This is a genomic window from Kitasatospora sp. NPDC030952, assembly GCF_055571335.1.
Genome location: NZ_JBVIFM010000003.1, coordinates 1 through 25,557, shown reverse-complemented (window position 1 = coordinate 25,557; position 25,557 = coordinate 1). Strand labels below are relative to the sequence as shown.

At 73.7% G+C, this 25,557-nt stretch carries 14 protein-coding genes and 1 pseudogene; 13 read left to right on the top strand and 2 right to left on the bottom strand.

Translation table 11 applies throughout. From position 1 onward, the window contains the following. The first annotated feature begins 23 nt into the window (after nucleotides 1-23). From gatB to ACZ47G_RS07725, 10 genes are all read left to right on the top strand, one after another. Nucleotides 24-1,532 (top strand): Asp-tRNA(Asn)/Glu-tRNA(Gln) amidotransferase subunit GatB, encoded by a 1,509-nt coding sequence (gene gatB / locus ACZ47G_RS07770; protein WP_465740579.1) that lies wholly within the window; start codon nucleotides 24-26, stop codon nucleotides 1,530-1,532. A 255-nt stretch (nucleotides 1,533-1,787) separates the two neighbouring features. After that, nucleotides 1,788-1,946: a hypothetical protein gene (locus tag ACZ47G_RS07765; protein ID WP_465740578.1), complete on the top strand. Its 159-nt coding sequence runs from the start codon at nucleotides 1,788-1,790 to the stop codon at nucleotides 1,944-1,946. Between the two features lie 134 nt (nucleotides 1,947-2,080). Continuing rightward, on the top strand, nucleotides 2,081-5,128 hold the full coding sequence (locus ACZ47G_RS07760) for a helix-turn-helix transcriptional regulator (protein WP_465740577.1): 3,048 nt from the start codon (nucleotides 2,081-2,083) through the stop codon (nucleotides 5,126-5,128). Between the two features lie 476 nt (nucleotides 5,129-5,604). Continuing rightward, nucleotides 5,605-8,541, top strand: a complete 2,937-nt coding sequence (locus tag ACZ47G_RS07755; RefSeq protein WP_465740883.1) for a putative bifunctional diguanylate cyclase/phosphodiesterase — start codon at nucleotides 5,605-5,607, stop codon at nucleotides 8,539-8,541. A gap of 329 nt (nucleotides 8,542-8,870) precedes the next feature. Next, the gene (locus tag ACZ47G_RS07750) at nucleotides 8,871-10,718 is read left to right on the top strand and encodes an acetolactate synthase large subunit (RefSeq protein WP_465740576.1); all 1,848 of its coding nucleotides are present in this window, start codon (nucleotides 8,871-8,873) and stop codon (nucleotides 10,716-10,718) included. Between the two features lie 35 nt (nucleotides 10,719-10,753). Next, nucleotides 10,754-11,278, top strand: a complete 525-nt coding sequence (gene ilvN, locus ACZ47G_RS07745) for an acetolactate synthase small subunit (RefSeq protein ID WP_030286969.1) — start codon at nucleotides 10,754-10,756, stop codon at nucleotides 11,276-11,278. A gap of 117 nt (nucleotides 11,279-11,395) precedes the next feature. Beyond that, nucleotides 11,396-12,394, top strand: coding sequence for a ketol-acid reductoisomerase (ilvC, locus tag ACZ47G_RS07740; RefSeq protein ID WP_380460523.1), 999 nt, complete (start codon nucleotides 11,396-11,398; stop codon nucleotides 12,392-12,394). 236 nt (nucleotides 12,395-12,630) lie between these two features. Beyond that, a complete protein-coding gene (gene serA, locus ACZ47G_RS07735; protein WP_465740882.1) occupies nucleotides 12,631-14,217 on the top strand; it encodes a phosphoglycerate dehydrogenase in 1,587 nt (528 codons plus the stop codon). Between the two features lie 348 nt (nucleotides 14,218-14,565). Further along, complete coding sequence (locus ACZ47G_RS07730; RefSeq protein WP_380460521.1) at nucleotides 14,566-14,727, top strand: hypothetical protein; 162 nt, start codon at nucleotides 14,566-14,568, stop codon at nucleotides 14,725-14,727. A gap of 233 nt (nucleotides 14,728-14,960) precedes the next feature. Beyond that, nucleotides 14,961-18,317 (top strand): S8 family serine peptidase, encoded by a 3,357-nt coding sequence (locus ACZ47G_RS07725; protein WP_465740575.1) that lies wholly within the window; start codon nucleotides 14,961-14,963, stop codon nucleotides 18,315-18,317. 26 nt (nucleotides 18,318-18,343) lie between these two features. On the opposite strand, the gene ACZ47G_RS07720 is transcribed toward ACZ47G_RS07725, so the two are convergent. Beyond that, nucleotides 18,344-20,815, bottom strand: a complete 2,472-nt coding sequence (locus tag ACZ47G_RS07720) for a YfhO family protein (protein ID WP_465740574.1) — start codon at nucleotides 20,813-20,815, stop codon at nucleotides 18,344-18,346. A gap of 187 nt (nucleotides 20,816-21,002) precedes the next feature. Here ACZ47G_RS07720 and ACZ47G_RS07715 point away from each other — a divergent pair, with 187 nt between their 5' ends. The 3 genes from ACZ47G_RS07715 to cimA all read left to right on the top strand — a co-directional run bounded on the left by ACZ47G_RS07715 (nucleotide 21,003) and on the right by cimA (nucleotide 25,375). Beyond that, a complete protein-coding gene (locus ACZ47G_RS07715; protein ID WP_380460515.1) occupies nucleotides 21,003-22,040 on the top strand; it encodes a 3-isopropylmalate dehydrogenase in 1,038 nt (345 codons plus the stop codon). Between the two features lie 213 nt (nucleotides 22,041-22,253). Beyond that, nucleotides 22,254-23,366, top strand: coding sequence for a branched-chain amino acid aminotransferase (locus ACZ47G_RS07710; protein WP_465740573.1), 1,113 nt, complete (start codon nucleotides 22,254-22,256; stop codon nucleotides 23,364-23,366). Between the two features lie 386 nt (nucleotides 23,367-23,752). After that, complete coding sequence (cimA, locus tag ACZ47G_RS07705; RefSeq protein WP_465740572.1) at nucleotides 23,753-25,375, top strand: citramalate synthase; 1,623 nt, start codon at nucleotides 23,753-23,755, stop codon at nucleotides 25,373-25,375. A gap of 105 nt (nucleotides 25,376-25,480) precedes the next feature. On the opposite strand, the pseudogene ACZ47G_RS07700 reads toward cimA, so the two are convergent. Continuing rightward, nucleotides 25,481-25,557 (bottom strand): annotated as a pseudogene (locus ACZ47G_RS07700) (ATP-binding protein); the annotation flags it as partial.

Sequence of the window (25,557 nt, the reverse complement as noted above, 5' to 3'; positions counted from 1 at the left end):
AGCTTCAAGTGAGAAGGGACGCTGTGAGCGTCATGAACCTGGTCTCCTACGAGGACGCTCTCGCGTCGTACGACCCGGTGATGGGCCTTGAGGTCCACGTCGAGCTGGGTACCAAGACCAAGATGTTCTGTGGTTGCTCGACCGAGCTGGGCGCCGAGCCGAACAGCCAGACCTGCCCGACCTGCCTGGGCCTGCCGGGCTCGCTGCCGGTGGTCAACGCGGTGGGCGTGGAGTCGGCCGTCAAGATCGGCCTGGCGCTGAACTGCGAGATCGCCGAGTGGTGCCGGTTCGCGCGGAAGAACTACTTCTACCCGGACATGCCCAAGAACTTCCAGACCTCGCAGTACGACGAGCCGATCGCCTTCAACGGCTACCTCGACGTGCAGCTGGAGGACGGCTCGACCTTCCGCGTGGAGATCGAGCGCGCCCACATGGAGGAGGACACCGGCAAGTCCAGCCACGTCGGCGGCGCCACCGGTCGCATCCACGGCGCCACCCACTCGCTGCTCGACTACAACCGGGCCGGCATCCCGCTGATCGAGATCGTCACCAAGCCGATCGTCGGCGCCGGCGAGCGGGCCCCCGAGGTCGCCAAGGCGTACGTGGCCGAGCTGCGCGAGCTGATCAAGGCGCTGGGCGTCTCCGAGGCCCGGATGGACAAGGGCCAGATGCGCTGCGACGTCAACCTGTCGCTGCGCCCGAACGGCACCGAGACCTTCGGCACCCGCTCGGAGACCAAGAACGTCAACTCGCTGCGCAGCGTGGAGCGGGCCGCCCGGTTCGAGATCCAGCGGCACGCCACCGTGCTGACCGACGGCGGCACCATCGTCCAGGAGACCCGCCACTTCCACGAGGAGGACGGGTCCACCACCTCGGGCCGGATCAAGGACAACGCCGAGGACTACCGCTACTTCCCCGAGCCGGACCTGGTGCCGGTGGCCCCCGCCCGGGAGTGGGTCGAGGAGCTGCGGGCCGGGCTGCCGGAGCTGCCGCGGGTGCGTCGCGCCCGGCTGCAGGCCGAGTGGGGCCTGTCCGACAAGGACATGCAGTCGGTGCTCAACGCCGGTGCGGTCGAGCCGATCCAGGAGACCATCGCGGCCGGCGCCCCCGCCGACCAGGCCCGCAAGTGGTGGATGGGCGAGCTGGCCCGCCGCGCCAACGAGACCGGCACCGAGCTGAGCGAGCAGCCGATCACCCCGGCGCAGGTCGCCCGGGTCGCCGCGCTGGTCGCCGAGGGCAAGCTGAACGACAAGCTGGCCCGCCAGGTCATCGAGGCCGTGCTGGCCGGCGAGGGCGAACCGGACGAGGTCGTCGAGAAGCGCGGCCTGGCCGTGGTCTCGGACGACTCCGCGCTGGGCGCCGCCGTTGACCAGGCCATCGCCGAGAACGAGGCGATCGCCGCCAAGATCCGCGACGGCAAGGTGGCGGCCGTGGGCGCGCTGGTCGGCGCGGTCATGAAGGCCACCCGTGGCCAGGCGGACGCGGCCCGGGTCAAGGACCTGATCTTGGAGAAGCTCGGCGTCTCCGCCTGAGAAGGCTCGGGTGCCTAGGCCGTCAAGCCCGCCTTCCTAAGGCATCTAAGGCATCTAAGGCCCCCTAAGTAAGGCCTAAGGCCCTGTCTCACCTATGTATCTAGGTGAGACAGGGCCTTAAACCTTTTCTGGCGCCCTATCTAAGGCCCTCGGCCTTCGGAAGATGGGGCACGCTCCCGATGTGGTGCCCCCCACTGGGGGAGGAAGCTCTTACTTGTCAGGGAAACGAAGGTGAAACCCGAGGGGGAACCCGAAGTGATCGAGTACCAGCTCATCCAGCAGCAGGCCCACGAGCTCGAAGCCCGCGCCGAGCACGAGCGTCTGGTCCGCGAGGCCAAGCAGGCCGGCCGGCTGCGCCGCCGTCCGGTGGCCGCCCGCTTCCAGCGGCGCCCCGTGCGTCAGCCGGAATGCTGACGGACCGGCACCACGACGGTGCCGACGCAGTTCCGGAGGGGGAGGCGCCGCGAGTCAGCGCCTCCCCCTCCGGGCGTTCGCCGGCCGAGATAACCCCTCTCACCGGCGGCTCCGGCTATGGCATGCTCGCCTCCATGCAGCAGATATCGGTCAGTCCCGTCTTCGTCGGCCGCGGCAGCGAGATCACCGAACTGACCGATGCGCTGCGCCGGGCGGGCACCGGCAGCCCGCAGGCCGTGCTGATCGGCGGCGAGGCCGGCATCGGCAAGACCCGGCTGCTGGAGGAGTTCCTGCAGCGGGCCTCCGACGGGGGAGCGGTCACCACGCTCGGCAGCTGTCTGGAGGTCGGCGCGGAGGGCCTGCCGTACGCACCCCTGGCGGCCGCGCTGCGTCGGCTGCACCGCTCGCTGGGCGCCGAGTTCGAGGCCGCGGCGGCCGGCAGCGAGGGCCACCTGGCCAGACTGCTCTCCGAGTTCGGCGAGGCGGACGGCGAACCCAACGACGAGTACGGCCGGGCCCGGCTGTTCGAGCACACGGCGAGACTGTTCGAACGGTTCGGCGCGGAACGTACCCTCGTGCTCGCCGTCGAGGACCTCCACTGGTCCGACCGCTCCACCCGCGAACTGCTGGCCTTCCTGGTGCGCACCCTGCACCGCTCCCGGGTGCTGCTGGTCGCCACGTACCGCACCGACGACCTGCACCGCCGCCACCCGCTGCGCCCCTTCCTGGCCGAGCTGGAGCGGCTGCGCACCGTCCAGCGGCTGGAGCTGGCACGCTTCGGCCGCCGCGAGGTGGCGGCCCAGCTGGCCGGGATCCTCGGCACCGCCGTGCCCGACCGCCAGCTGGTGGACCGGATCCTGCGCCGTTCCGAGGGGAACCCGTTCTTCGTCGAGGAGTTGGCCACCGCCTTCGACGACGGCTGCGGCGCCGGGCTGACCGACTCGCTGCGGGACATCCTGCTGGTCCGGGTCGAGGGGCTGGACGAGGAGGCCCAGCGGGTGGTGCGGATCGCCGCCGAGGGTGGCTCGCACGTCGAACACGCCCTGCTGGCCGCCGTCCTGGCCGACGACGAGGAGGAGCTGATCGAGGCGCTGCGGGCGGCCGTCGGCGCCAACATCCTGCGCCCGGACAGCGAGGGCGAGGGCTACCGGTTCCGGCACGCGCTGGTCCGCGAGGCCGTCTCGGACGACCTGCTGCCCGGCGAACGGCACCGGATCAACCGCAAGTTCGCGCTCGCCGTGGAGGCCCGGCCGCAGCTCGTCCCGGCCGACGCGCTGCCCGCCCGGCTGGCCAACTACTGGTACCACGCGCACGACCCGGCCCGGGCCCTGCCGACCGCCCTGGACGCCGCCCGGGCGGCCCGCCGGCGCAACGCCTTCGCCGAGCAACTCGGCATGCTGGAGCGGGCTCTGGAGCTCTGGGACCAGGTCTCCGAAGAGGTGCTGACGCACACCCTGCGCCCGTACGACTGGGCCGAGACCTACCCGCCCGGCTCCTGCGACCACAGCCCCGCGGACGCCGACTGCGACCGGATCCAGCTGGTCGACGTGCTGGCCGAGGCGGTGGTCGCGGCCCGGCGCTGCGGCGACCGCGAGCGCGGCCTGAGCCTGGCCAAGCGCGGGCTCCGGCTGGTCGACGAGGCGGAGCACCCGGTGCGCTCGGCCTGGTTCCGGATCAACCGGGCCCGGATGCTGGGCAACCTGCGCCGCTCCGGGGACGACGAGGAGATCACCCGCGCGCACCGGCTGGTGGAGGACCTGCCGCCGTCCGCGGTGCAGGCCGAGGTGTTCGCGCTGGCCGCCGGGGTGGCGGTGGTCAAGACCCCGCGCATGGAGCACCTGGAGCTGGCCGAGCGGGCGATCCGGATCGCCCGGCAGGTCGGTGCCCACTCGGTCGAGGTGCACGCCCGGATGACCCTCGGCAGCCTGCGCTACGACCTGCTGGGCGACGCCGAGGGCGGGCTGGCCGAGCTGACCGAGGCGATCGAGCGGGCCCGGCTGCTGGGCATCCCGGACCTCCTGCTGCGCGGCATCAACAACCTGGCCAGCATGCAGCGCGGCCTCGGCCGGGCCGAGGAGGCCGTCCGACTGGCCCGGGAGGGGCTGGAGTTCGCGGACGGCAACGGGCTGCAGCGCAACATCGGCAACATCCTCACCGGCAACCTGGTCGAGGCGCTGACCGACCTCGGGCGGCTCCGGGAGGCCGAGGAACTGCTCGCCGCCAGCGAACTGATCGGACTCCCCGGCTCCCACGGCGAGTTCCTGGACCGGATGCGCGGCGACCTCGCCGTACTGCACGGGGACTTCGCGAGCGCGGCGACCATGCTGGCGCAGGCCCGGGCGGCCAACCGGGTCGGCCAGGCGCAGCACGCCGTGCCGATCAGCCGGCTGGCGGTGCGGATCGCCGCGCATGACGGGCGGCCGCTGGACGTCCGGGCCGAACTGCTCGCCGCGCTCGCCGAGGACGGGCGGCTCGGCTACGAGTCCGACGTCTACCCGCTGCTGGTGGAGGCCGCCGGGGTGGAGGCGGACAGCCTGGGGCGGCCGGAGACCGAGGCGGGCCGGGCCGGGGTGCTGGCCGCGATCGCCGCGGCCGCCGCCGACCTGCGGCCCCAGTCGCCGCTGCACCACGGCTGGGCCCGGCTACTGGAGGCCGAGTTGGCCCGGGCCGCGGCCGCGGACACCCCCGAGCAGTGGGCCCGGGCCGTCACCGAGCTGCGGTCGACCGGGCTGCCGTACCCGCTGGCGCTGGCCCTGCTGCGGGCCGCCGAGGCGGAGGTACGGGCCGGGCGGCGCGAGCCCGCGACCGAACTGCTGCGCGAGGCGGGCGAACTGGCGGCCGTCCGCGGCGACCGGCCGCTCGGGGCGCAGGTCACCGCGCTGGCCGAGCGGGCCGGGCTGGTGCTGGCCCCGGCCGAGCGCCCGCCGGCCGCGGCGGCGCCGGTCCAGGCCGTCGGGGACTCCTTCGGGCTCACCCCCCGTGAGCGGGACGTGCTCCGGTTGCTCGCGCGGGGCTGGACCAACCGGCAGATCGCCGAGGAGCTGTACATCTCTCCGAAGACCGCAAGCGTGCACGTGTCCAACATCCTGGGCAAGCTGGAGGTCGGCGGTCGCGGCGAGGCCGCCGCGCTGGCCCACCGGCTACGGCTGTTCCCCGATGACCTGGCCCCCTCGGGCCGGTGAATCCGCAGGTCGCCGACCGTTCCCGAACGGTCGGCGACGGCCCGCCCCGGGTGGGCGGGCGCCGTCGCGTGCTCCCGTGCGCGCCGCGTGAGCCCCCGCCCGCGCGCCGCCGCCAACCGGGCCGATCGGTCGGATTCGGCGCCATTTCCCCGCCGTGTCGCCATTACTCTAAGTTGAGTGTGCGTGTCATTGAGTGACGGATTTGGTGTAGGGTCCCGAGCGGGAGCATCGGTGCGGTGCGGTGGCCGAAAGGCCGCCCACCCCCTGGGTCGCCGTCCTGACGGGGCGCCAGGCCGCCGCGTACGGCCGAGAGGTACGCGGCCGGTGGTCCGTGGCCGGGGCGCCAGGCCCCGGGCCGGAGGGGGAGAGGCCGAGTGAGCTCCACCGATACGGTGCTGCCCGGAGCCGGACGACCGGGCGCGCCGCCCGCCGACGCGTCCGCCGCCGACCCGCCCGCACCCGCCGGGCGCGGCCCGCTGGGCCGGCTCCGGACGGGCCGCGCGCTGCCCGGCCTCGCCCTCGGCGGGCTCTGCCTGGCCTATGCCCTGGGCGCCTCCACCGGCTGGGGGTCACACCAACTCGCCCAGTTCATGGGCGACTTCGGACTCGCCGCGGCGGCGCTGGCGGCCGCGCTGTCCTGCCTGGTGTACGGCTGCACGGTCGGCGGCCAGGCCCGCCCGGCCTGGCTGCTGTTCGGCCTCTCCTCGTTCATGGTCTCCCTCGGCAACGGCACCTGGGGCTGGTACGAGGTGGTCGTGCGCACCGCCACGGTGCCGCAGGGCTCGCTCGCCCAGTACGCCTTCCTGCTCTTCCCCCCGCTCGCCATCACCGGGGTGCTGGTGCTCGCCCAGCACCCGCGTTCGGCGGCCGGCTGGCTGTGCCTGCTGCTGGACGGCTGGCTGATCGCCGGCTCGCTGTTCACCCTCGGCTGGAGCCTGGCGCTGGGCCGGATCGCGGCCGGCGAGAGCGGCTCCCCGCTGGACCTGGCGCTCAACCTGGCCTACCCGGTGCTGGACATCCTGCTGGTCAGCCTGGTGGTCGGACTGCGCTTCGGCGGCCGGGACGGCAATCGGGCGGCGGTGCACACCGCGATGCTCGCGCTCGCCGTCACCGTGACCTGCGACGCCCTGTTCACCTCCCCGGAGCTGCACAGCAGCTACCACTCCGGCGAACTGCTGGACGCCGGCTGGTTCGCCGGCAGCCTGCTGCTGGCGTGGGCGCCGTGGTCCTCGCGCTGGCGCCGACCGCTGCGCGAGCACCCCTCGGCCGGCGGTCTGCCGCGCCGCCGGGTGGCCACCACCTTCAGCGCGCTCACGCCGTACGCGGCCGCCGCGGTGTGCACCGCGGGCATCCTCTACAACGCCCTCGGCGGGAGGCAGTTGGACCGCGTGGTGGCCGCGGCCGCGTGCACCGTCGGGCTGGCACTGATCCTCAGGCAGGGCGTCATGCTGCTCGACAACCTGTCGCTGGCCCAGGAGCTCGCCCACAAGGAGGCGCACTTCCGCTCCCTGGTGCAGGGCTCCAGTGACGTCATCATGATCGCCGGGGCCAACGGCGTGCTCTCGTACGTCTCCCCGGCGGCGCTCGGCGTCTACGGGCGGGACCCGGAGGAACTGGTCGGCGGCAACCTGCTGGACCTCGTCCACCCCGAGGACGTGGGCCGGGTGCTCTCCGAGGTCCGCCGCTACCTGGCGCGGGTGCGGCTCGCCGCGCACCGCACCCCGGGCACCGTCGAGTCCTCGGCCCGGGTGGAGTGCCGGATCAGCTCCGGGGTCGGCGAGTGGCTGCACGTCGAGTCGACCGTCAGCCGGCACCGCGACGGGCTGCTGCTGAACAGCCGGGACGTCACGGAACGCGTCATGCTCCAGGCCCAGTTGCAGCACAACGCGTTCCACGACCCGCTCACCGACCTGCCCAACCGGGCACTGTTCACCCAGCGGCTGCGCGGCGCCCTCGGCACCCGCGGCCAGCAGGGCGGCACCGGCGCCGGCATCGCGGTGCTCTTCCTCGACCTGGACGGCTTCAAGGCGGTCAACGACACCGCCGGCCACCAGGTCGGCGACGAGCTGCTGGTGCAGGCCGCCCGCCGGCTGCAGGGCGCCGTCCGCTGCGGGGACACCGTCGCCCGGTTCGGCGGCGACGAGTTCGCCGCGCTGGTCTGCGGCCCGCTCGGCAAGCTGCAGGTCCAGGAACTGGCCGAGCGGCTGCGGGTCGCGCTGTCCGAGCCGTACTGGATCGGCGGCGTCGAACTCGGCGTCGCCGCCAGCATCGGCATCGCCTTCGGCACCCCGGAACGCGGCCCGGCCGCCGACCCCAGGGCCGCCGCCGACGAGCTGATGCGCAACGCCGACCTGGCGATGTACCGGGCCAAGTCCGAGGGCAAGGGCCGGGTGGTGCTCTACGCCCCCGCGATGCGGGCCGACCTGGAGCGCCGCAGCGAACTGGAGGAACGGCTGCGGGTGGCCGTCCGGGAGGGCGGGTTCGCCCTCCTCCACCAGCCCGTGGTGGACCTCGCCAGCGGCGCGATCACCGCCGTCGAGGCGCAGGCCCGCTGGCGCTCGGCGGGCGGACTGCTGCTCACCCCGGCCGAGTTCCTGCGCTCGGCCGAGCACGGCGACGCCGGCGCCCGGTTCTCCCGCTGGCTGATCCACGAGGCGGTCACCGCCGCGGCCGGCCGGCGCGACCCGTCCGCCCGCGGCCGTGGCGCGCCGGCGCCCGTCCCGGTGGCCGTCCGGCTCTCCGTCGAGCGGCTCTGCTCGCCCGGCCTGTACGAGACGGTGGCCGCGGCGCTGCGCGACAGCGGGCTGCCGGCCGGCGGGTTGGTGATCGAGGTGGCCCGGATGGGCCCGGACCGGCTCGCCGACGAACTCGGCCGCCGGCTGGCCGCGCTGCGCAGACTCGGCGTCTCCACCTGGCTGGCCGGCTACGGCGCGGGCGGCGGCTCGCTCGGGGCGCTCGCCCGGCTGCCGCTGGACGGGCTGAAGCTGGACCGCACGCTGGTCCAGGACCTGGGCGAGTCCGGGCTCAGCCGCACCCTGGCCGGGCACGTCCTGCGGCTCGGCCGGGACCTCGGGATGGCCACCGCCGCCGAGGGGGTGGACCTGCCCCGGCAGGTCGCCGCGCTGCAGGAACTGGGCTGCCGGCTGGCCCAGGGCTCGGCCTTCGCCCCGCCGCTGGACGAGACCCGGTTGCGCCGGGCGCTGGGCCGCCGCGGCTACCCGCTGCCCAAGCCGCTCGGCTCGCTCTCCGCCCGCCGCGGCTACCTGGCCGCGGACCCCCGTACGAGTGGCCGGTCGGACTCCCCGGGGGGACGTGTCGTACATCACCACGGGGCCTCCGACCTGCCCGAACACCGGGCCGTGGCCGGTCCGGGAGCCGGTCCGCATGGCGAGACGGTCATCCCACCTGCTTGACACGCCACCCCGGACGGGAGGATGGTCGTTGCCATGCGCACCCGAATTCTCGTACTTGGCGGGCGCGTCGGCTGAGTGGGCTCACACGCCCCGCTCGTGACAGACCGACGCGCCACCCCTCGCATGCCCTTGGGCACGAGGGGTTTTTTGTTGCACTGACGCTGTTCCCTCCGCAAGACCCCTGGCCCCGACCGGCCCGAAGAGTCCGACTTGTCGGATCGAGCGGGACGATTGAGGCAGAGCCGGCGATCGGCCCGGACCGGGACCCCACCCTCGCACCACCGGGGCCCGCAGTACCGGACCGGCAAAACCCGAGAAGAGACAGGCAGATGACCGAGCACGCCGCATCCCCCCGCCGCGGGGACAACCCGGCCGCCCATGCTCCCCAGCACGTCGCCGAGACCATGACCGGAGCCCAGTCGCTCATCCGCTCGCTCGAGGCCGTGGGCGCGGACACCGTCTTCGGCATCCCGGGCGGGGCCATCCTTCCCGCGTACGACCCGCTGATGGACTCGGTCAAGGTGCGCCACATCCTGGTCCGGCACGAGCAGGGCGCCGGTCACGCCGCCACCGGCTACGCCCAGGCCACCGGCAAGGTCGGGGTCTGCATGGCCACCTCCGGTCCCGGCGCCACCAACCTGGTCACCCCGATCGCCGACGCCTACATGGACTCCGTGCCGGTCGTCGCGATCACCGGCCAGGTCTCCTCCAAGGCGATCGGCACCGACGCCTTCCAGGAGGCGGACATCTGCGGCATCACGATGCCGATCACCAAGCACAACTACCTGGTCACCGACCCGGCCGAGATCCCCCGGGTGATCGCCGAGGCCTTCCACATCGCCGCCACCGGCCGGCCCGGCCCCGTCCTGGTCGACATCGCCAAGGACGCCCTGCAGGCCACCACCACCTTCCGGTGGCCGGTCGAGACCGCGCTGCCCGGCTACCGCCCGGTCACCAAGCCGCACGCCAAGCAGATCCGCGAAGCCGCGAAGATGCTGGTCGGCAGCAAGCGCCCGGTGCTCTACGTCGGCGGCGGCGTGCTCAAGGCGCAGGCCACCACCGAGCTGCGGATCCTCGCCGAGCTGACCGGCGCCCCGGTCGTCACCACCCTGATGGCGCTCGGCGCCTTCCCGGACAGCCACCCCCAGCACCTGGGCATGCCCGGGATGCACGGCTCCGTCCCGGCCGTCACCGCGCTGCAGAAGTCGGACCTGCTGTTCACCCTCGGCGCCCGCTTCGACGACCGGGTCACCGGCAAGCTGGACGGCTTCGCCCCGTACGCCAAGATCGTGCACGCGGACATCGACCCGGCCGAGATCGGCAAGAACCGCCCGGCGGACGTGCCGATCGTCGGCGACGCCCGCGAGGTGCTGGCCGACCTGATCGTCGCCGTCCAGGCCGAGTTCGACGCCGGCCACAAGGGCGACTACACGGAGTGGTGGGAGAAGCTCGACGAGTGGAAGAAGACCTACCCGCTGGGCTTCGAGCCGGCCCCGAACGGCCAGCTCTCCCCGCAGCAGGTCATCGAGCGGATCGGCCGGATCGTCGGCCCGGAGGCGATCTACGCGGCGGGCGTCGGCCAGCACCAGATGTGGAGCTCGCAGTACATCCGCTTCGAGAAGCCCGGCACCTGGCTCAACTCCGGTGGTGCCGGCACCATGGGCTACGCCGTCCCGGCGGCGATGGGCGCCAAGGCGGGCCGCCCGGAGTCGGTGGTCTGGGCCATCGACGGTGACGGCTGCTTCCAGATGACCAACCAGGAGCTGGTCACCTGCGCCCTGAACGACATCCCGATCAAGGTCGCGGTCATCAACAACGGCTCGCTGGGCATGGTCCGGCAGTGGCAGACGCTGTTCTACAACCAGCGCTACTCCAACACCGTGCTGCACTCCGGCCCGGACCACGACGGCATCGCGCCGCCGGCCCAGGGCACCCGGATCCCCGACTTCGTCAAGCTGTCCGAGGCGATGGGCTGCGTCGGTCTGCGCTGCGAGCGCCCCGAGGACCTGGACGCGGTCATCGAGCAGGCGATGGCGATCAACGACCGCCCGGTGGTCATCGACTTCATCGTCCACCAGGACGCGATGGTGTGGCCCATGGTCGCGGCCGGCACCAGCAACGACGAGATCCAGTTCGCCAAGGGCGTCCGGCCCGACTTCGGCGACGATCTCGACTGACCGCCCCGAACCCTCCAGAACGACTGAGGAACCACATGTCCAAGCACACCCTCTCCGTCCTGGTCGAGAACAAGCCCGGCGTGCTCGCCCGCATCGCCGCGCTGTTCTCCCGTCGGGGCTTCAACATCGACTCCCTCGCCGTCGGCCCGACCGAGCACCCGGACGTGTCCCGGATGACGATCGTGGTCAACGTCGAGGACCTCCCGCTGGAACAGGTCACCAAGCAGCTCAACAAGCTCGTGAACGTGATAAAGATCGTCGAACTCGACCAGTCCGCTGCGATCCAGCGGGAACTGGTCCTGGTGAAGGTCCGCGCCGACAACGAGACCCGGTCGCAGATCGTCGAGATCGTCCAGCTGTTCCGTGCCAAGACCGTCGACGTGTCGCCGGAAGCGGTGACCATCGAGGCCACCGGCAGCTCGGACAAGCTGGAGGCCATGCTCCGGATGCTGGAGCCTTACGGCATCAAGGAGTTGGTCCAGTCCGGCCTGGTCGCCATCGGCCGCGGCGCGCGCTCCATCACGGACCGCTCGCTGCGCGCCCTCGACCGCAGCGCGTAACCGCCGCGCGTAACCGCAGCGCGTAGCCGTCTCACCTTCTGAAGCAACGATCCGTACCCCGCCGGGCCGACCTAGGCTGGGAACCCCGGCACCCATCACGCAAGGAGATGTGCCCCCGTGGCCGAGCTGTTCTACGAAGACGACGCCGACCTGTCCATCATCCAGGGCCGCAAGGTCGCGGTCATCGGCTACGGCAGCCAGGGCCACGCCCACGCGCTGTCCCTGCGCGACTCCGGCGCCGACGTCCGGGTCGGCCTGAAGCCGGAGTCCAAGTCCCGTGCCAAGGCCGAGGAGGCCGGCCTGCGCGTGGTCACCCCCGCCGAGGCCGCGGCCGAGGCCGACGTCATCATGATCCTGGTTCCGGACCCGATCCAGGCCGACGTCTACGAGGCGGACATCGCCCCGCACCTGAAGGCCGGCGACGCCCTGTTCTTCGGCCACGGCCTGAACATCCGCTTCGGCTTCATCAAGCCCCCGGCGGACGTCGACGTCTGCATGGTCGCCCCGAAGGGCCCGGGCCACCTGGTCCGCCGCCAGTACGAGGAGGGCCGCGGCGTCCCCGCGATCGTCGCGGTCGAGCAGGACGCCTCGGGCGGCGCCTTCGCCCTGGCGCTGTCGTACGCCAAGGGCCTGGGCGCCACCAAGGCCGGCGTCATCAAGACCACCTTCACCGAGGAGACCGAGACCGACCTGTTCGGTGAGCAGGCCGTCCTCTGCGGTGGCACCGCCGCCCTGGTGAAGGCCGGGTTCGAGACCCTGGTCGAGGCCGGCTACCAGCCGGAGATCGCCTACTTCGAGTGCCTGCACGAGCTGAAGCTGATCGTCGACCTGATGTACGAGGGCGGCCTGGAGAAGATGCGCTGGTCGGTCTCCGAGACCGCCGAGTGGGGCGACTACGTCACCGGCCCGCGCATCATCACCGCCGACACCAAGGCCGAGATGAAGAAGGTCCTGGCCGAGATCCAGGACGGCACCTTCGCCAACACCTGGATCGCCGAGTACAAGGCGGGCCTGCCCAAGTACAACGAGTACAAGAAGGCCGACGAGGACCACCTGCTGGAGACCACCGGCAAGAAGCTGCGCTCGCTGATGAGCTGGGTCAACGAGAAGGCCTGAGGCTCTTCGCCCCTCTCCCTCTTGTAACTCCCTTGTACAAGTAGGCTGCTCCCGTCCGGGTGATTTCGCCGGACGGGAGCAGCCCCGTACTCTGCCCGCCGATACACTCCCGAGTGCGCGTCAGGCCCACAGCGTCGTGCGTCTACCTACGCGGCCATGCCACCTTCCCCCGCCCTCCACGCCACCTACGTGCCCGGGGGAACCGGACAGTTAAGGACAACACTGTCGTGAGCACTGTGACCTCCAAAAGCGCCGTAGTACTGATCGCCGAAGAGCTCTCGCCCGCCACCGTCGACGCCCTCGGCCCCGACTTCGAGATCCGCCACTGCAACGGCGCCGACCGCACCGAGCTGCTCACCGCGATCGCCGACGTGGACGCGATCCTGATCCGCTCCGCCACCAAGGTCGACGCCGAGGCGCTGGCCGCCGCCCGCCGGCTCAAGGTGGTCGCCCGGGCCGGCGTGGGCCTGGACAACGTGGACGTGGCCGCCGCCACCAAGGCCGGCGTGATGGTCGTCAACGCGCCGACCTCCAACATCGTCACCGCCGCCGAACTCGCCTGCGGCCTGCTGATCTCCGTCGCCCGCAACATCGCCCCCGCCAACTCGGCGCTCAAGCAGGGCGAGTGGAAGCGCAACAAGTACACCGGCGTCGAGCTCAGCGAGAAGACCCTCGGCGTGGTCGGCCTCGGCCGGATCGGCGTCCTGGTCGCCCAGCGGATGTCCGCGTTCGGGATGAAGATCGTCGCGTACGACCCCTACATCCAGGCCGCCCGCGCCGCGCAGATGGGCGTCAAGCTGGTCTCGCTGGAGGAGCTGCTGGAGGTCTCGGACTTCATCACCGTCCACCTCCCCAAGACCCCCGAGACCATCGGCCTGATCGGCGACGAGGCGCTGCACAAGGTCAAGCCGAGCGTGCGCATCGTCAACGCCGCCCGCGGCGGCATCGTGGACGAGGAGGCGCTCGCCAGCGCCCTGCGCGAGGGCCGGGTGGCCGGCGCGGGCCTGGACGTGTACGCGAAGGAGCCGTGCACCGACTCCCCGCTGTTCGCCTTCGACAACGTGGTCGCCACCCCGCACCTGGGCGCCTCCACCGACGAGGCGCAGGAGAAGGCCGGCATCGCGGTCGCCAAGTCGGTGCGCCTGGCGCTGGCCGGCGAGCTGGTGCCGGACGCCGTCAACGTCCAGGGCGGCGTGATCGCCGAGGACGTGCGCCCGGGCCTGCCGCTGGCCGAGAAGCTCGGCCGGATCTTCACCGCGCTGGCCGGCGAGGTGGCCGTCCGGCTGGACGTCGAGGTCCGTGGCGAGATCACCCAGCACGATGTGAAGGTGCTCGAACTGTCCGCGCTGAAGGGCGTGTTCGAGGACGTGGTGGCGGAGACGGTGTCCTACGTCAACGCCCCGCTGTTCGCCCAGGAGCGCGGCGTCGAGGTCCGGCTGACCACCTCCAGCGAGAGCGCCGAGCACCGCAACGTGATCACCGTGCGCGGCACGCTGGCGAACGGCGAGGAGATCGCCATCTCCGGCACCCTGGCCGGCCCGAAGCAGACCCAGAAGATCGTCGGCGTGGACACCTTCGACGTCGACGTGGCGCTCACCGACCACATGGCCTTCTTCAAGTACGAGGACCGCCCCGGCGTGGTCGGCGTGCTCGGCCGCCACCTCGGCGACGCCGGCATCAACATCGCGGGCATGCAGGTCGCCCGGGACGGCGGCGGCGCCCTCGCCTCCATCACCGTGGACAGCGAGATCCCGCAGGACGTGCTGACCGTGATCGCCGCCGAGATCGGCGCCCGCTTCGCGCGCTCGGTCGACCTGGGCTGAGCCACCCCGCCCCGGCGCTGACCAGGGCCCGGACCGCCGTTCCGACGGCGGTCCGGGCCCTGCTGCGTTCTCCCGGGCGGCCCCCGTCTCAGATACTAGGAAATCCAAGTATTCGTGCAGACACGGCCGGGCCGGGGTCGTACCGTGGAAGGGCCATACGGTGTGCCGCCCCTGTAGCCAGGGTCTGCGGCCCGTGTGCGCGTGCGCCCCCACGGGCAGGCGACCCCTGCCCCGCGCGCCCTCCCCGTCGCCCGTCACCACCCTTCTCGGGGCGCGCCGCGCGCGACACCCCTGGTTCTCCCGTCCCTCCCGCCGCGCCCCGTGCGCGCCGCTTCCAAGGAGCCCGGTATGCCCACCACCGCCGACCGCCACGCCACTTCCGCCCCCGCCGCCACCCCCGTCCGCGCCCCGCGCCGCCGCCGGGCCGCCGAGCGGAACCCCTTCGCCGCCGCCGCGCTGCAGCGCTCGCTGGACCGCCGGGACAACGGCGGCTCCACCGGCCACAGCTGAGACCGACCGGCGAATGGTGAGCGCCGTCGGCGTTCATCGGCCTACTGGGCTGATCGGGCTGGCGCAGCGTCACCCCGTAGAGTGCAACTGAGGTCCGTCCGAGGGAACTTGCTCGCCCTCATCATCGCGATCATCCTAATTTGGGGCCCCCGGAAGGGTGATCGACGTCCGCGCGGGCGGGCGTCAGCGACACGGTGTGCGGATCAGTGCCCCTTCCCGGGGGAGAGGGCCCAGTGCGTCTGCCACCCGTCCGCCGACCGATCGCCCGGATCGGCCTCATCCTGGCTCTGCTGGCCGGAACCGCGGCACTCGCCGCCACCCCGGCCGCGGGCGGTCCGCCCAGTGCGGGGCCGCCCAGTGCGGGACCGCCGGGCGCGGGCCGAACGGCCTCCGTCCTGCTCGAACTCAGCACCGAGGCGGCCGGCCCCGCCTGGCGGCGTGCCGCCGAGGGCGCGCGGCGGGCCCAGCGCTCGCCGGAGGCCGTCCGCCGGGAGGCCGCCCAGGCCGGCGCCGGCCAGCGGTCCCGGGCCGGGGACGCGCTCGACCGGCTCGCCGAGGCCGTCCACCACGCGGCGCCCGCCGCCCACGAGCTCTACCGAACCCGCACCCTGCTCACCGGCCTGGCCGTCAGCGCCCCCGCCGACCGGCTGCCCGCGCTGCGGGCGCTGCCCGGCGTCCGGGCCGTCCACCCGATCGTGAACAAGCAGCGCGACAACGCCTACTCCGTCCCACTGACCGGCGCCCCCCAGGTCTGGTCCGGCGACGCGGCGGTGGCCGGGAACACCGGCCAGGGCGTCCGGATCGGCATCATCGACAGCGGCATCGACTACACCCACGCCGACTTCGGCGGCCCCGGCACCGAGGAGGCCTTCCGCTCGGTCGAGCGCGGCAAGCCCGCCCCGGCCGCGCTGTTCCCCAACGCCAAGGTGGTCGGCGGCAAGGACCTCGTCGGCGACGACTACAACCCCGACCCGGCCGCCCCGAACCACCAGCCGGTGCCGCACCCCAGCGACAACCCGCTGGACTGCGTGCGCAACGGGCACGGCACCCACGTCGCCGGCACCGCGGCCGGGTACGGCGTCACCGCCGACGGCCACCCGTACACCGGCCCGTACCGGCCCGGACTCGACCCGGCCTCGTTCCGGATCGGCCCCGGCGCCGCCCCCGGCGCCCAGCTGTACGCGATCCGGGTGTTCGGCTGCGACGGCTCCACCGACCGGCTCGCCCAGGCACTCGACCTGGCCGCCGACCCGAACGGCGACGGCGACCTCGGCGACCGGCTCGACGTGGTCAACCTGTCCCTCGGCAGCCGTTTCGGCAGCCCCGACGACGCCGACGCGCTGGCCGTCGACCGGCTCGCCGAACTGGGCACCGCGGTGATCGCGGCGGCCGGCAACGAGGGCGACGTGTACGGCGTCGGCGGCAGCCCCGGCACCGCCGTCCGGGCGATCACCGTCGCCGCCTCCGTGCACGGGCACGCCGACGTGGACGGCATCACCGTGCTCGCCCCCGCCGAGCTGGCCGGGGTCGTGCCCGGCCACTGGAGCGAGCGCTACCAGGGCTGGACCGGCACCGAGGTCAGCGGCGGACTCGCCGTGCCCGTCGACCAGGCGGACGGCTGCGGCGAGTTCAGCGCGGCCGACAAGCAGCGGCTCAAGGGGCGGATCGCGGTGCTCACCTGGCGCACCCGCGACCCCGACCGGGCCTGCAACTCCGGCCCGCGCGCCGACCACGCCGCCGACGCCGGGGCGATCGGCGCGCTCTACGCCGCCGACACCGACCACCTCGCCGAGATCTCCGGCGACGACCGGATCCCGGCCGTCCTGCTCGGCCGCGCCGACGGCGAACGGCTGCTCAAGGCCGCCGCCGGGGGTGACGTCCGGGTCCGGCTCGCCGCGCCCGGCAACCCGCTGCACGGCTCGGTCGCGCAGAACCAGCCGGCCCGGGTCGACACCCTCACCGACTTCACCTCCCGGGGCATCGGCCTGCCCGGCGTGGTCAAGCCGGACCTCGCCGCCCCCGGGGAGACCATCTGGTCCGCCCTGGTCGGCAGCGGCACCGGCGGGGAGCGCGAGAACGGCACCTCGATGGCCACCCCGCACGTCGCCGGGCTGGCCGCGCTGGTCCGCGCCGCACACCCGGACTGGCCGGTCGAGCAGGTCAAGGCCGCGCTGATGAACACCAGCACGGACACCTACCTCGGCGACGACCACGGCGGCCCGGTCTACGGGCCCGAGCGCACCGGCGCCGGCCGGGCCCGGGTCGACGGGGCGGTCCGCACCCCGGTCGTCGCCTACGCGGCGGGGGAGGGCGCCCCGGCGGGCAGCGTCGGCGTCTCCTACGGGCCGGTCGAGGTCAGCGGGCCGACGGCCCTCGACCGGACGATCGAGCTGCACAACTACTCGTCCGAGTCGCAGAGTTACCGCACCGGCTACGCGGCGGCCACCGAACTGCCGGGCGCCGCCTTCGAGGTGGCGCCCGCCGTGGTGGACGTCCCGGCCGGCGGCACCGCGCGGGTGCGGGTGACGCTCTCCGTACCAGGGCAGTTGGGGCGCGCGCCCGACCCGACCATCGACACCGTGCAGGGCGGCCGGGCCCGCAGCTACCGCGGCGAGCTGTCCGGGCGGGTGCTGTTCACCCCGGTCACCGACCAGGCCCTGCCGCAGTTGAGGGTCCCGGTGTTCGCCGCCCCGCGCCCCACCGGCGACCTCGGCGCCACCGCCGCCGTCCGGACCGCCCGGGACGGCACCCTCGTCACCCTCGGCGGCAGCGCCGCCCCCGGCGAGGCACCCGGACTGGTCAGCGCCCTCGCCCTCGGCGGCGAGGACGACCGCTGGCCGGACTGCCCGCCCGGCGGCGGCAAGACCGTCGGCCCCGGCGCCGGCATCCGGCCCGAGGACGGCCAGGACGCGGCCGAGCAGCACCGCGACCTCTGCGTCGAACACCCCGGCGACCGGGTCGCCAACCTGCGGGCCGCGGGCGCGGCCGCCGACTCCGACCTGCTGTACGTGGGCGCCCGGCTGTGGGCCCCGGCGGCCACTCCGGTCGGGCTGTACGGGGTGCGGGTGTCGCTGGACACCGACGGGGACGGCGTCACCGACGTCATCCTCAAGGCCGACCGGCTGCGCGGCAGCGACGTCCTGGTCTCCCGCGCCCTCGACGCCCGCACCGGCGCCGAACTCGACGTCCAGCCGCTCAACGCCCACTGGGGCGACACCGACACCGAGCTGCTGGACAGCGACGTCGTGGTCCTCCCCGTCCGGCTGAGCGCCCTGCCCGGCGTCGCACCCGGCCACAGCACCGTCCACTACGGCGTCTGGACCGGCGTCGCGGCGCCCGGGCAGCCCGACCCGGCGGAGGCCCTGTCCGCCATCGGCCTGCGCGGGACCGGCCCCACCGTCCCGCTGGACGTCCTGCACCCGGCCCTGACCGTCCGGACCGGCCTCGACGGCCCGCCCGCCATGGTCACCCCGGCCGGCCCCGGCACCGTCCTCGCCGTGCACCGCACCCCGGGCGACACCTCCCGGCTGCTGCTGCTCCACCACCTCAACCCGGCCGACCGCCGGGGCCAGGTGATCGACCTGCCGTAACCCCCGCCGTGGTCCTGGCCGCCCGGCTACGACCGGGCGGCCAGTCGGCGTTCGCGGCGGGGCGTGCGGGTGGGGCGGCGGGAGAGGCGGGCGAAGACGGCGGCCAGGGCGAGCACGGCAGCCGTGCCGGTGGCGACGGTCAGCCCCTCGGTGAGGCCGGGCGGGCGGAAGACGCAGGAGATCCGGTCGGCGCCGCCGCCGAGCGGGACGCCGATCATGCCGAGCACCGGGGTGGGGGCGGTCCCGCTGCCGCCGTCGGTGGCGCAGGTCCAGCCCTCGGTGGCGGGGACGGAGAGCAGCGCGGTGCCGGTGGAGCCCGGGGGGAGGGCGGCGGTGAGGGTGTGGCCGCCGGCCCGGACCCGGGTGGCGCCGGTGGCGGTGAGCCGCGTGACGGCGGCGGCCAGGGCGTCGGACCGCAGGCAGCCGATCGGGCGGGCGGGGACCTGGCTGACGACGTCCGAGCGCAGCGTCACCCGGACCACCCCGTCGGCCGGGACGGTCCCCAGCCGGTGGACGGCCACCGCCGTGGTGGGCTGCTCGCCGTCGCTGCGGTAGTCGGTGCCCAGGCCGCTGACCGTGCCCCGGTACCAGACCCCGTGGAAGTACGCCGTCGAGCCCGGGGTACAGGCGGCGGTGAACACCGTGCCCTCCCCGCCGCCCGGCACCGACCAGCCGCTGGTGCCGTGCAGGGTGGGCACCGGGCCGCCCGCCGGGACGGGCAGCGGGGCGTCGTACACCTGGCTGCCGAGCAGCGACTCCTGGCGGGCCCAGACCGAGGAGGTGGCGGTCCGGGCGCCCGGCGGCAGCACGGTGACCAGCGGCGGAGCCACCGCCCGGACGGCGGTGAAGCCGTACGGCGGCGGCCCGTCGTCCAGGTGGGCGCGGATCCCGAACAGGGCCTGCCCGACCGGGTCGGTGACGCTGCCGGTCTGCCGCCCGCCGGCCGTCCAGCCGGCGCCCAGGTCGTGCAGCAGCAGGGCGGCGACGGTCGGCAGGTAGCCGCTGGAGTAGCCGCCGCCCTGGCCGTTCAGCAGCAGCGGGTCGTTCGGGGTGAGGGTGTGCGGGCCCGGGTCGCTGCGCCCGTCCGGCCAGTCGGCGCCGGCCCGGACGGCGGCGTGCCCGGCCCGGACGGCGGCCGGGGAGACGCTGTCGTCGGGGGTCGCGCCGAGCGCCGCGTACCCGGACCAGACGGCGTTGCCGAGCACCGCGCCGCCGATCACCCAGGTGGCCAGGGCGTTCGCCCGCCGGTCGGTGTGCCGCCGGTCCAGCACCCAGAGCGCGGCCAGCAGGACGGTGCCGCCGAGGCCCAGCAGGACCCAGGTGGAGGCCGGAACCGAGCGCCGGGCGGCCACCAGGACGGCGATCACCGCGACCAGGGCGGCGCCGCCCAGCAGGGTGACCCGGTCCGGCCGGTGGGCCAGCGACACCCAGCCGGCCAGCACCAGCAGCCCGCTGAGCACGAAGGACACCCGGTACGGCCCGCCGGCCGGGATCGCCAGGCCGTGCCAGACCAGCACGGTCGGCGTCCAGACGAAGCTGAGCACCACCAGCAGCAGCGCCACGCACCAGGCCGCCCGCTCGCGGAGCCGCACCCGGCGGTTGAACGGCAGCCCGCACACCAGCAGCAGCCCGAGCACCCCGATCGCCACGTCCGGCAGCGGGCGCCCGGTGGTGGCGGGCAGCAGCTGGGCGAGGTGCCCCTCCAAGCCGGACGGGCCGAGCGGCTGCACCGGGGACTCCGGCTGGGCGCCGCGCGCGGCGCGGACGGCGACGAACAGCACGGGGGAGGCGAGCAGCAGCCCGGCGGCGGTCAGGGTGACGGCCCGGCCGGTGCAGCGGACCCGGTGCCGGAAGGGGCGCGGGGTGGCGAACAGCCGTACGGCGAACAGGAGTCCGGCGACCGCGGTGGCCAGTGCGGCGGTGTACAGGTTGCCCGCCCAGGCGAACGCGACGCACAGCGAACCGGCCACCCAGCGGCGCTCGTGCAGGCACCAGTCCCCGACCAGGCCGAGCAGCGGCAGCGAGACCAGGCCCCACAGCCACATCGGCGCGCCGCCGCCGACGTCCAGCACCCAGGCGCAGAGCCCGTACCCGACGGCGGTGGGCACCCGCAGCCAGCGCGGGCCGGGGTGCAGCCGGCCGAGCAGGTGGGCCATCAGGGCGGTGCCGAGGCCGATGGTGGCCAGGGTGACCAGGAAGACGGCGAGCTGTCCCTGGTCGCGGGGGAGCAGGGCGGTCGGCCAGGAGAACGGGTTCATCAGGTAGGCGAAGAAGTCGGCCAGGAACGGGACGCCGTAGCCGCTGTTCCAGTTGAACAGGAGGTCCCCGGCGGCCTGTCCGTGCAGCAGGTCCCACAGGTGCGCGTGGTACGGCACGGCCACCGCGCCCGCCCCGCCCGGCCACCGACCGCGCAGCCCCGCCGCCAGCGCGAACCCGCCCGTCGCCAGCCCGGCCGCCGCCCCGCAGACCAGCACCTCCCGCCGCCGCTCGGCCTTCACCCACGCGCCCCGTTCTGCCAGGAATCCCGGACCACGCCACCCTAAGCGCGCCCCCGGCGCACCACGGGCCACCCGCGCTCCGTCGAAGGAGTGACGCAGCGTCGGACACGAGCGGGTCGTCCCCCGAAGGAGTCCGGATGCTGGACGCGAGGTGTCAGTACCTGGGACGGCGGAGTAGGGTCCGAGCATGTCTCGCACCATTCGTCTCGCAGTTGTCCCGGGTGACGGCATCGGCCAGGAGGTCGTGGCCGAGGGCCTGAAGGTCCTGGCGGCCGTCCTTCCCGCCGACGTGAAGCTGGAGACCACCGAGTACGACCTCGGGGCCCGGCGCTACCACCGGACCGGGGAGACGCTGCCGGACGCCGTGCTGGCGGAGCTCAAGGGCTTCGACGCGATCCTGCTGGGCGCCATCGGGGACCCGAGCGTGCCGTCCGGGGTGCTGGAGCGGGGGCTGCTGCTGAAGCTGCGGTTCGCCTTCGACCACCACATCAACCTCCGGCCGGGCCGGCTGTTCCCGGGCGTGGAGTCCGTGCTGGCCGGTCGCCCGGAGATCGACTTCGTGGTGGTCCGCGAGGGCACCGAGGGCCCGTACGTCGGCAACGGCGGCTCGCTGCGCACCGGGACGCCGCACGAGGTGGCCACCGAGGTCAGCCTGAACACCGCGTACGGCATCGAGCGCGTGGTGCGCGACGCCTACCGCCGGGCCCAGGCGCGGCCGCGCAAGAAGCTCACCCTGGTGCACAAGAACAACGTGCTGGTGCACGCCGGGCACCTGTGGTCGCGGATCTTCGCCGAGGTCGGCCGGGAGTTCCCCGAGGTCACCACCGACTACCTGCACGTCGACGCGGCCACCATCCACCTGGTCGCCTCGCCGGAGCGCTTCGACGTCATCGTCACCGACAACCTGTTCGGCGACATCCTGACCGACCTGGCCGCCGCCGTGACCGGTGGCATCGGGCTGGCCGCGAGCGGCAACATCAACCCGAGCGGCGAGTTCCCGGCCATGTTCGAGCCGGTGCACGGCTCGGCCCCGGACATCGCCGGCCAGGGCAAGGCCGACCCGACCGCCACCGTGCTGTCGGTCGCCATGCTGCTGGAGCACCTCGGCTTCGCCGCCGAGGCCGCCAAGGTGGAGGCCGCCGTCGCGGCGGACCTCGCCGCGCGGGCCGGCGCCCGCTCCACCTCCGAGGTCGGCGACGCGCTCGCCGAGCGAGTAGCCGGCTAGCGGCCGGACCCCCGAGCGGATCCGGCCAGGTGGGCCGGACCGCATAACCGCAGCTTGCAGCTCCCCAAGGAGCGGGCAGCTGTTCGGCACGGCCCTCTGGATGCGAGTATCGACAGTGGGCCGTGCCGTTGTGCGTTCGTTCCGGCGTTGGAGCGCCGTAACGTTCCTTCGGCGGTGGCGGCCCGAACGAACCCCACGGTGAAGGAAACAGCCATGAGCACGCCCACCCAGGCGCCCATCTCGTTCGATCTCAAGCCCTCCGCCCACCCGCTGTCCGCGGCGGAGCGCGAGGCCCGGCTGACCAACCCCGGCTTCGGCCGCGTCTTCACCGACCACATGGTCACCATCCGCTGGACCGAGGGCCGTGGTTGGCACGACGCGCAGCTGGTTCCGTACGCGCCGGTCGAGATGGACCCGGCGAACATGACCCTGCACTACGGTCAGGCGATCTTCGAGGGCCTGAAGGCCTACCGCCAGGCCGACGGCTCCATCGCGACCTTCCGCCCCGAGGCCAACGCCCAGCGCTTCCAGGCCTCGGCCCGCCGGCTGGCGATGCCGGAGCTGCCGGTGGAGGCCTTCGTGGAGGCCGTCGAGCTGCTGGTCCAGCAGGAGCGGGCGTGGGTCCCGAACGAGCCGGAGCAGAGCCTGTACCTGCGCCCGTTCATGTTCGCCACCGAGGTCGGCCTGGGTGTCCGTCCGGCGAACTCCTACCTGTTCATGATCATCGCCTCCCCGGCCGGCGCCTACTTCCCGGGCGGCGTCAAGCCGGTCTCGGTCTGGCTGTCCAAGGAGTACGTCCGGGCCGCGCCCGGCGGCACCGGCGCCGCCAAGTGCGCGGGCAACTACGCCGCTTCGCTGGTCGCCCAGGCGCAGGCCGCCGAGAAGGGCTGCGACCAGGTGGTCTGGCTCGACGCCGCCGAGCACCGGTGGGTCGAGGAGATGGGCGGCATGAACCTGTACTTCGTCTTCGGCGAGGGCGAGGACGCGAAGATCGTCACCCCGGAGCTGTCCGGCGCGCTGCTGCCCGGCATCACCCGTGACTCGCTGCTGCAGCTCGCCGGCGACCTGGGCTACGCGGTCGAGGAGCGGAAGATCTCCACCGACGAGTGGCAGCAGGCCAACGCCGACGGCACGCTCACCGAGGTCTTCGCCTGCGGCACCGCCGCCGTGATCACCCCGGTCGGCTCGGTGAAGTCCGCCGCCGCCGACTGGACCGTGGGCACCGGCGAGCCCGGCCCGATCACCATGGAGCTGCGCCGCGCCCTGCTGGCCATCCAGGGCGGCCAGCAGCCGGACACCCACAACTGGCTGCACAAGATCGTCTGATCCACGGACGCCGGCACCCCCTCCGGCCTGCCCCGTTCCGCATTGCGAGACGGGCGGGCCGGATCCCGGACGGTGTGCCAGACTGCCGGCGTGTCCTCGCTTTCGCTGATTATTAGCAGCAGGCGCGCCGGTCCGCAGTGACCGCTCCCGCAGGACCCGATGCGGAGCGACCACGAGCGTCCAGACCCGCGCGCAGACCTCTCGCACCCGCGAGGGGTCTTTTCGCTTTTTGGGCACCGCCCCATTGAGCACAGCCCTCGGACCGGCCGACGGCCCCCACAAGGGGCCCGGGGACACCGGGGCCGCGCGCGGGATCCTGGACAGTGGAGCCGGGACGAGAATCCGGCAGAGCAGTACGAACCTCCCCGAACGGAGAACCAGGGGTCATGACCGAGGTCAGCCGTACCGACGACAGCTTCCACGTGTTCGACACCACCCTGCGCGACGGCGCGCAGCGGGAGGGCATCAACCTGACGGTGGCGGACAAGCTGGCCATCGCCCGGCACCTGGACGAGTTCGGGGTCGGCTTCATCGAGGGCGGCTGGCCCGGGGCCAACCCCCGGGACACCGAGTTCTTCGCCCGCGCCGCCGCCGAACTGGAGCTGCGCAACGCCCGGCTGGTCGCCTTCGGCGCCACCCGCCGGGCCGGCGGCAAGGCGGCCGAGGACCCCCAGCTGGCCGCACTGGTGACCTCCGGCGCGCCGGTGGTCACCCTGGTCGCCAAGGCCCACGACCGGCACGTCGAACTGGCGCTGCGCACCACGCTGGACGAGAACCTGGAGATGATCCGGGACAGCGTGGAGTTCCTGCGGGCCCAGGGCCGGCGGGTCTTCCTCGACTGCGAGCACTTCTTCGACGGCTACCGGGCCAACCGCGAGTACGCCCTCGCGGTGGTGCGCACCGCCCACCGGGCCGGGGCGGACGTGGTGGTGCTGTGCGACACCAACGGCGGGATGCTGCCGGCCGGCGTCCGGGACACCGTCGCGGACGTGATCGCGGCGACCGGCGCCCGGATCGGCATGCACGCCCAGGACGACACCGGCTGCGCGGTGGCCAACACCCTGGCCGCGGTGGACGCCGGTGCCACCCACGTGCAGTGCACCGCGAACGGCTACGGCGAGCGGGTCGGCAACGCCAACCTGTTCCCGGTGGTCGGCGCGCTGGAGCTGAAGTACGACCGCCGGGTGCTGCCCCCGGGCCGGCTGGCCGAGATGACCCGGATCTCGCACGCGATCGCCGAACTGGTCAACCTGGCCCCCTCCACCCACCAGCCGTACGTCGGCTTCTCGGCCTTCGCCCACAAGGCGGGCCTGCACGCCTCCGCGATCAAGGTCGACCCGGACCTGTACCAGCACACCGACCCCGAACTGGTCGGCAACACCATGCGGATGCTGGTCTCGGACATGGCCGGGCGGGCCTCGGTGGAGCTCAAGGGCAAGGAGCTCGGCTACGACCTCTCCGCCGACCGCGACCTGGCCGGCCGGGTGGTGGCCAAGGTGAAGGAGCAGGAGAACCTCGGCTACACCTACGAGTCCGCCGACGCCTCCTTCGAGCTGCTGCTGCGCGACGAGGTGCGCGGCAGCCGGGACCGCTTCTACCGCCCGGAGTCCTGGCGGACCATCAGCGAGCAGGGTCCGGAGGGCGTTTCCGGCAACGAGGCGACGGTGAAGCTGTGGGCCAAGGGCGAGCGCCGGATCGCCATCGGCGAGGGCAACGGCCCGGTCAACGCGCTGGACCAGGCACTGCGGACGGCCCTGGAGGGCATCTACCCGCCGCTGGCCACCTTCGAGTTGGTGGACTACAAGGTCCGCATCCTGGAGGGGCAGCACGGCACCGGCTCCAAGACCCGGGTGCTGATCGAGTCCACCGACGGCGCCGCGACCTGGTCCACGGTCGGGGTGGCCGACAACGTGATCGCCGCCTCCTGGCTGGCCCTGGAGGACGCGTACACCTACGGTCTGATCCGGGCCGGGCTGGAGCCGACCGAACGGTCCGAGCGCTCCGCGTAGTTCGCCCAGCCCAGCCCAGCCCAGCCCAGCCCCGACTCCCCGACTCCCCGACTCCCCGTCGGCCCACCGGACTTCACCCGGTCCGGTGGGCCGTGGCTGTGGTGGTCAGCGGAGTCGGGCGAGGAGGGCGTGTTCGACGAGGGTGATGAGGGCGCTCTTGGCGCTGTCGCGGCGGCGGGCGT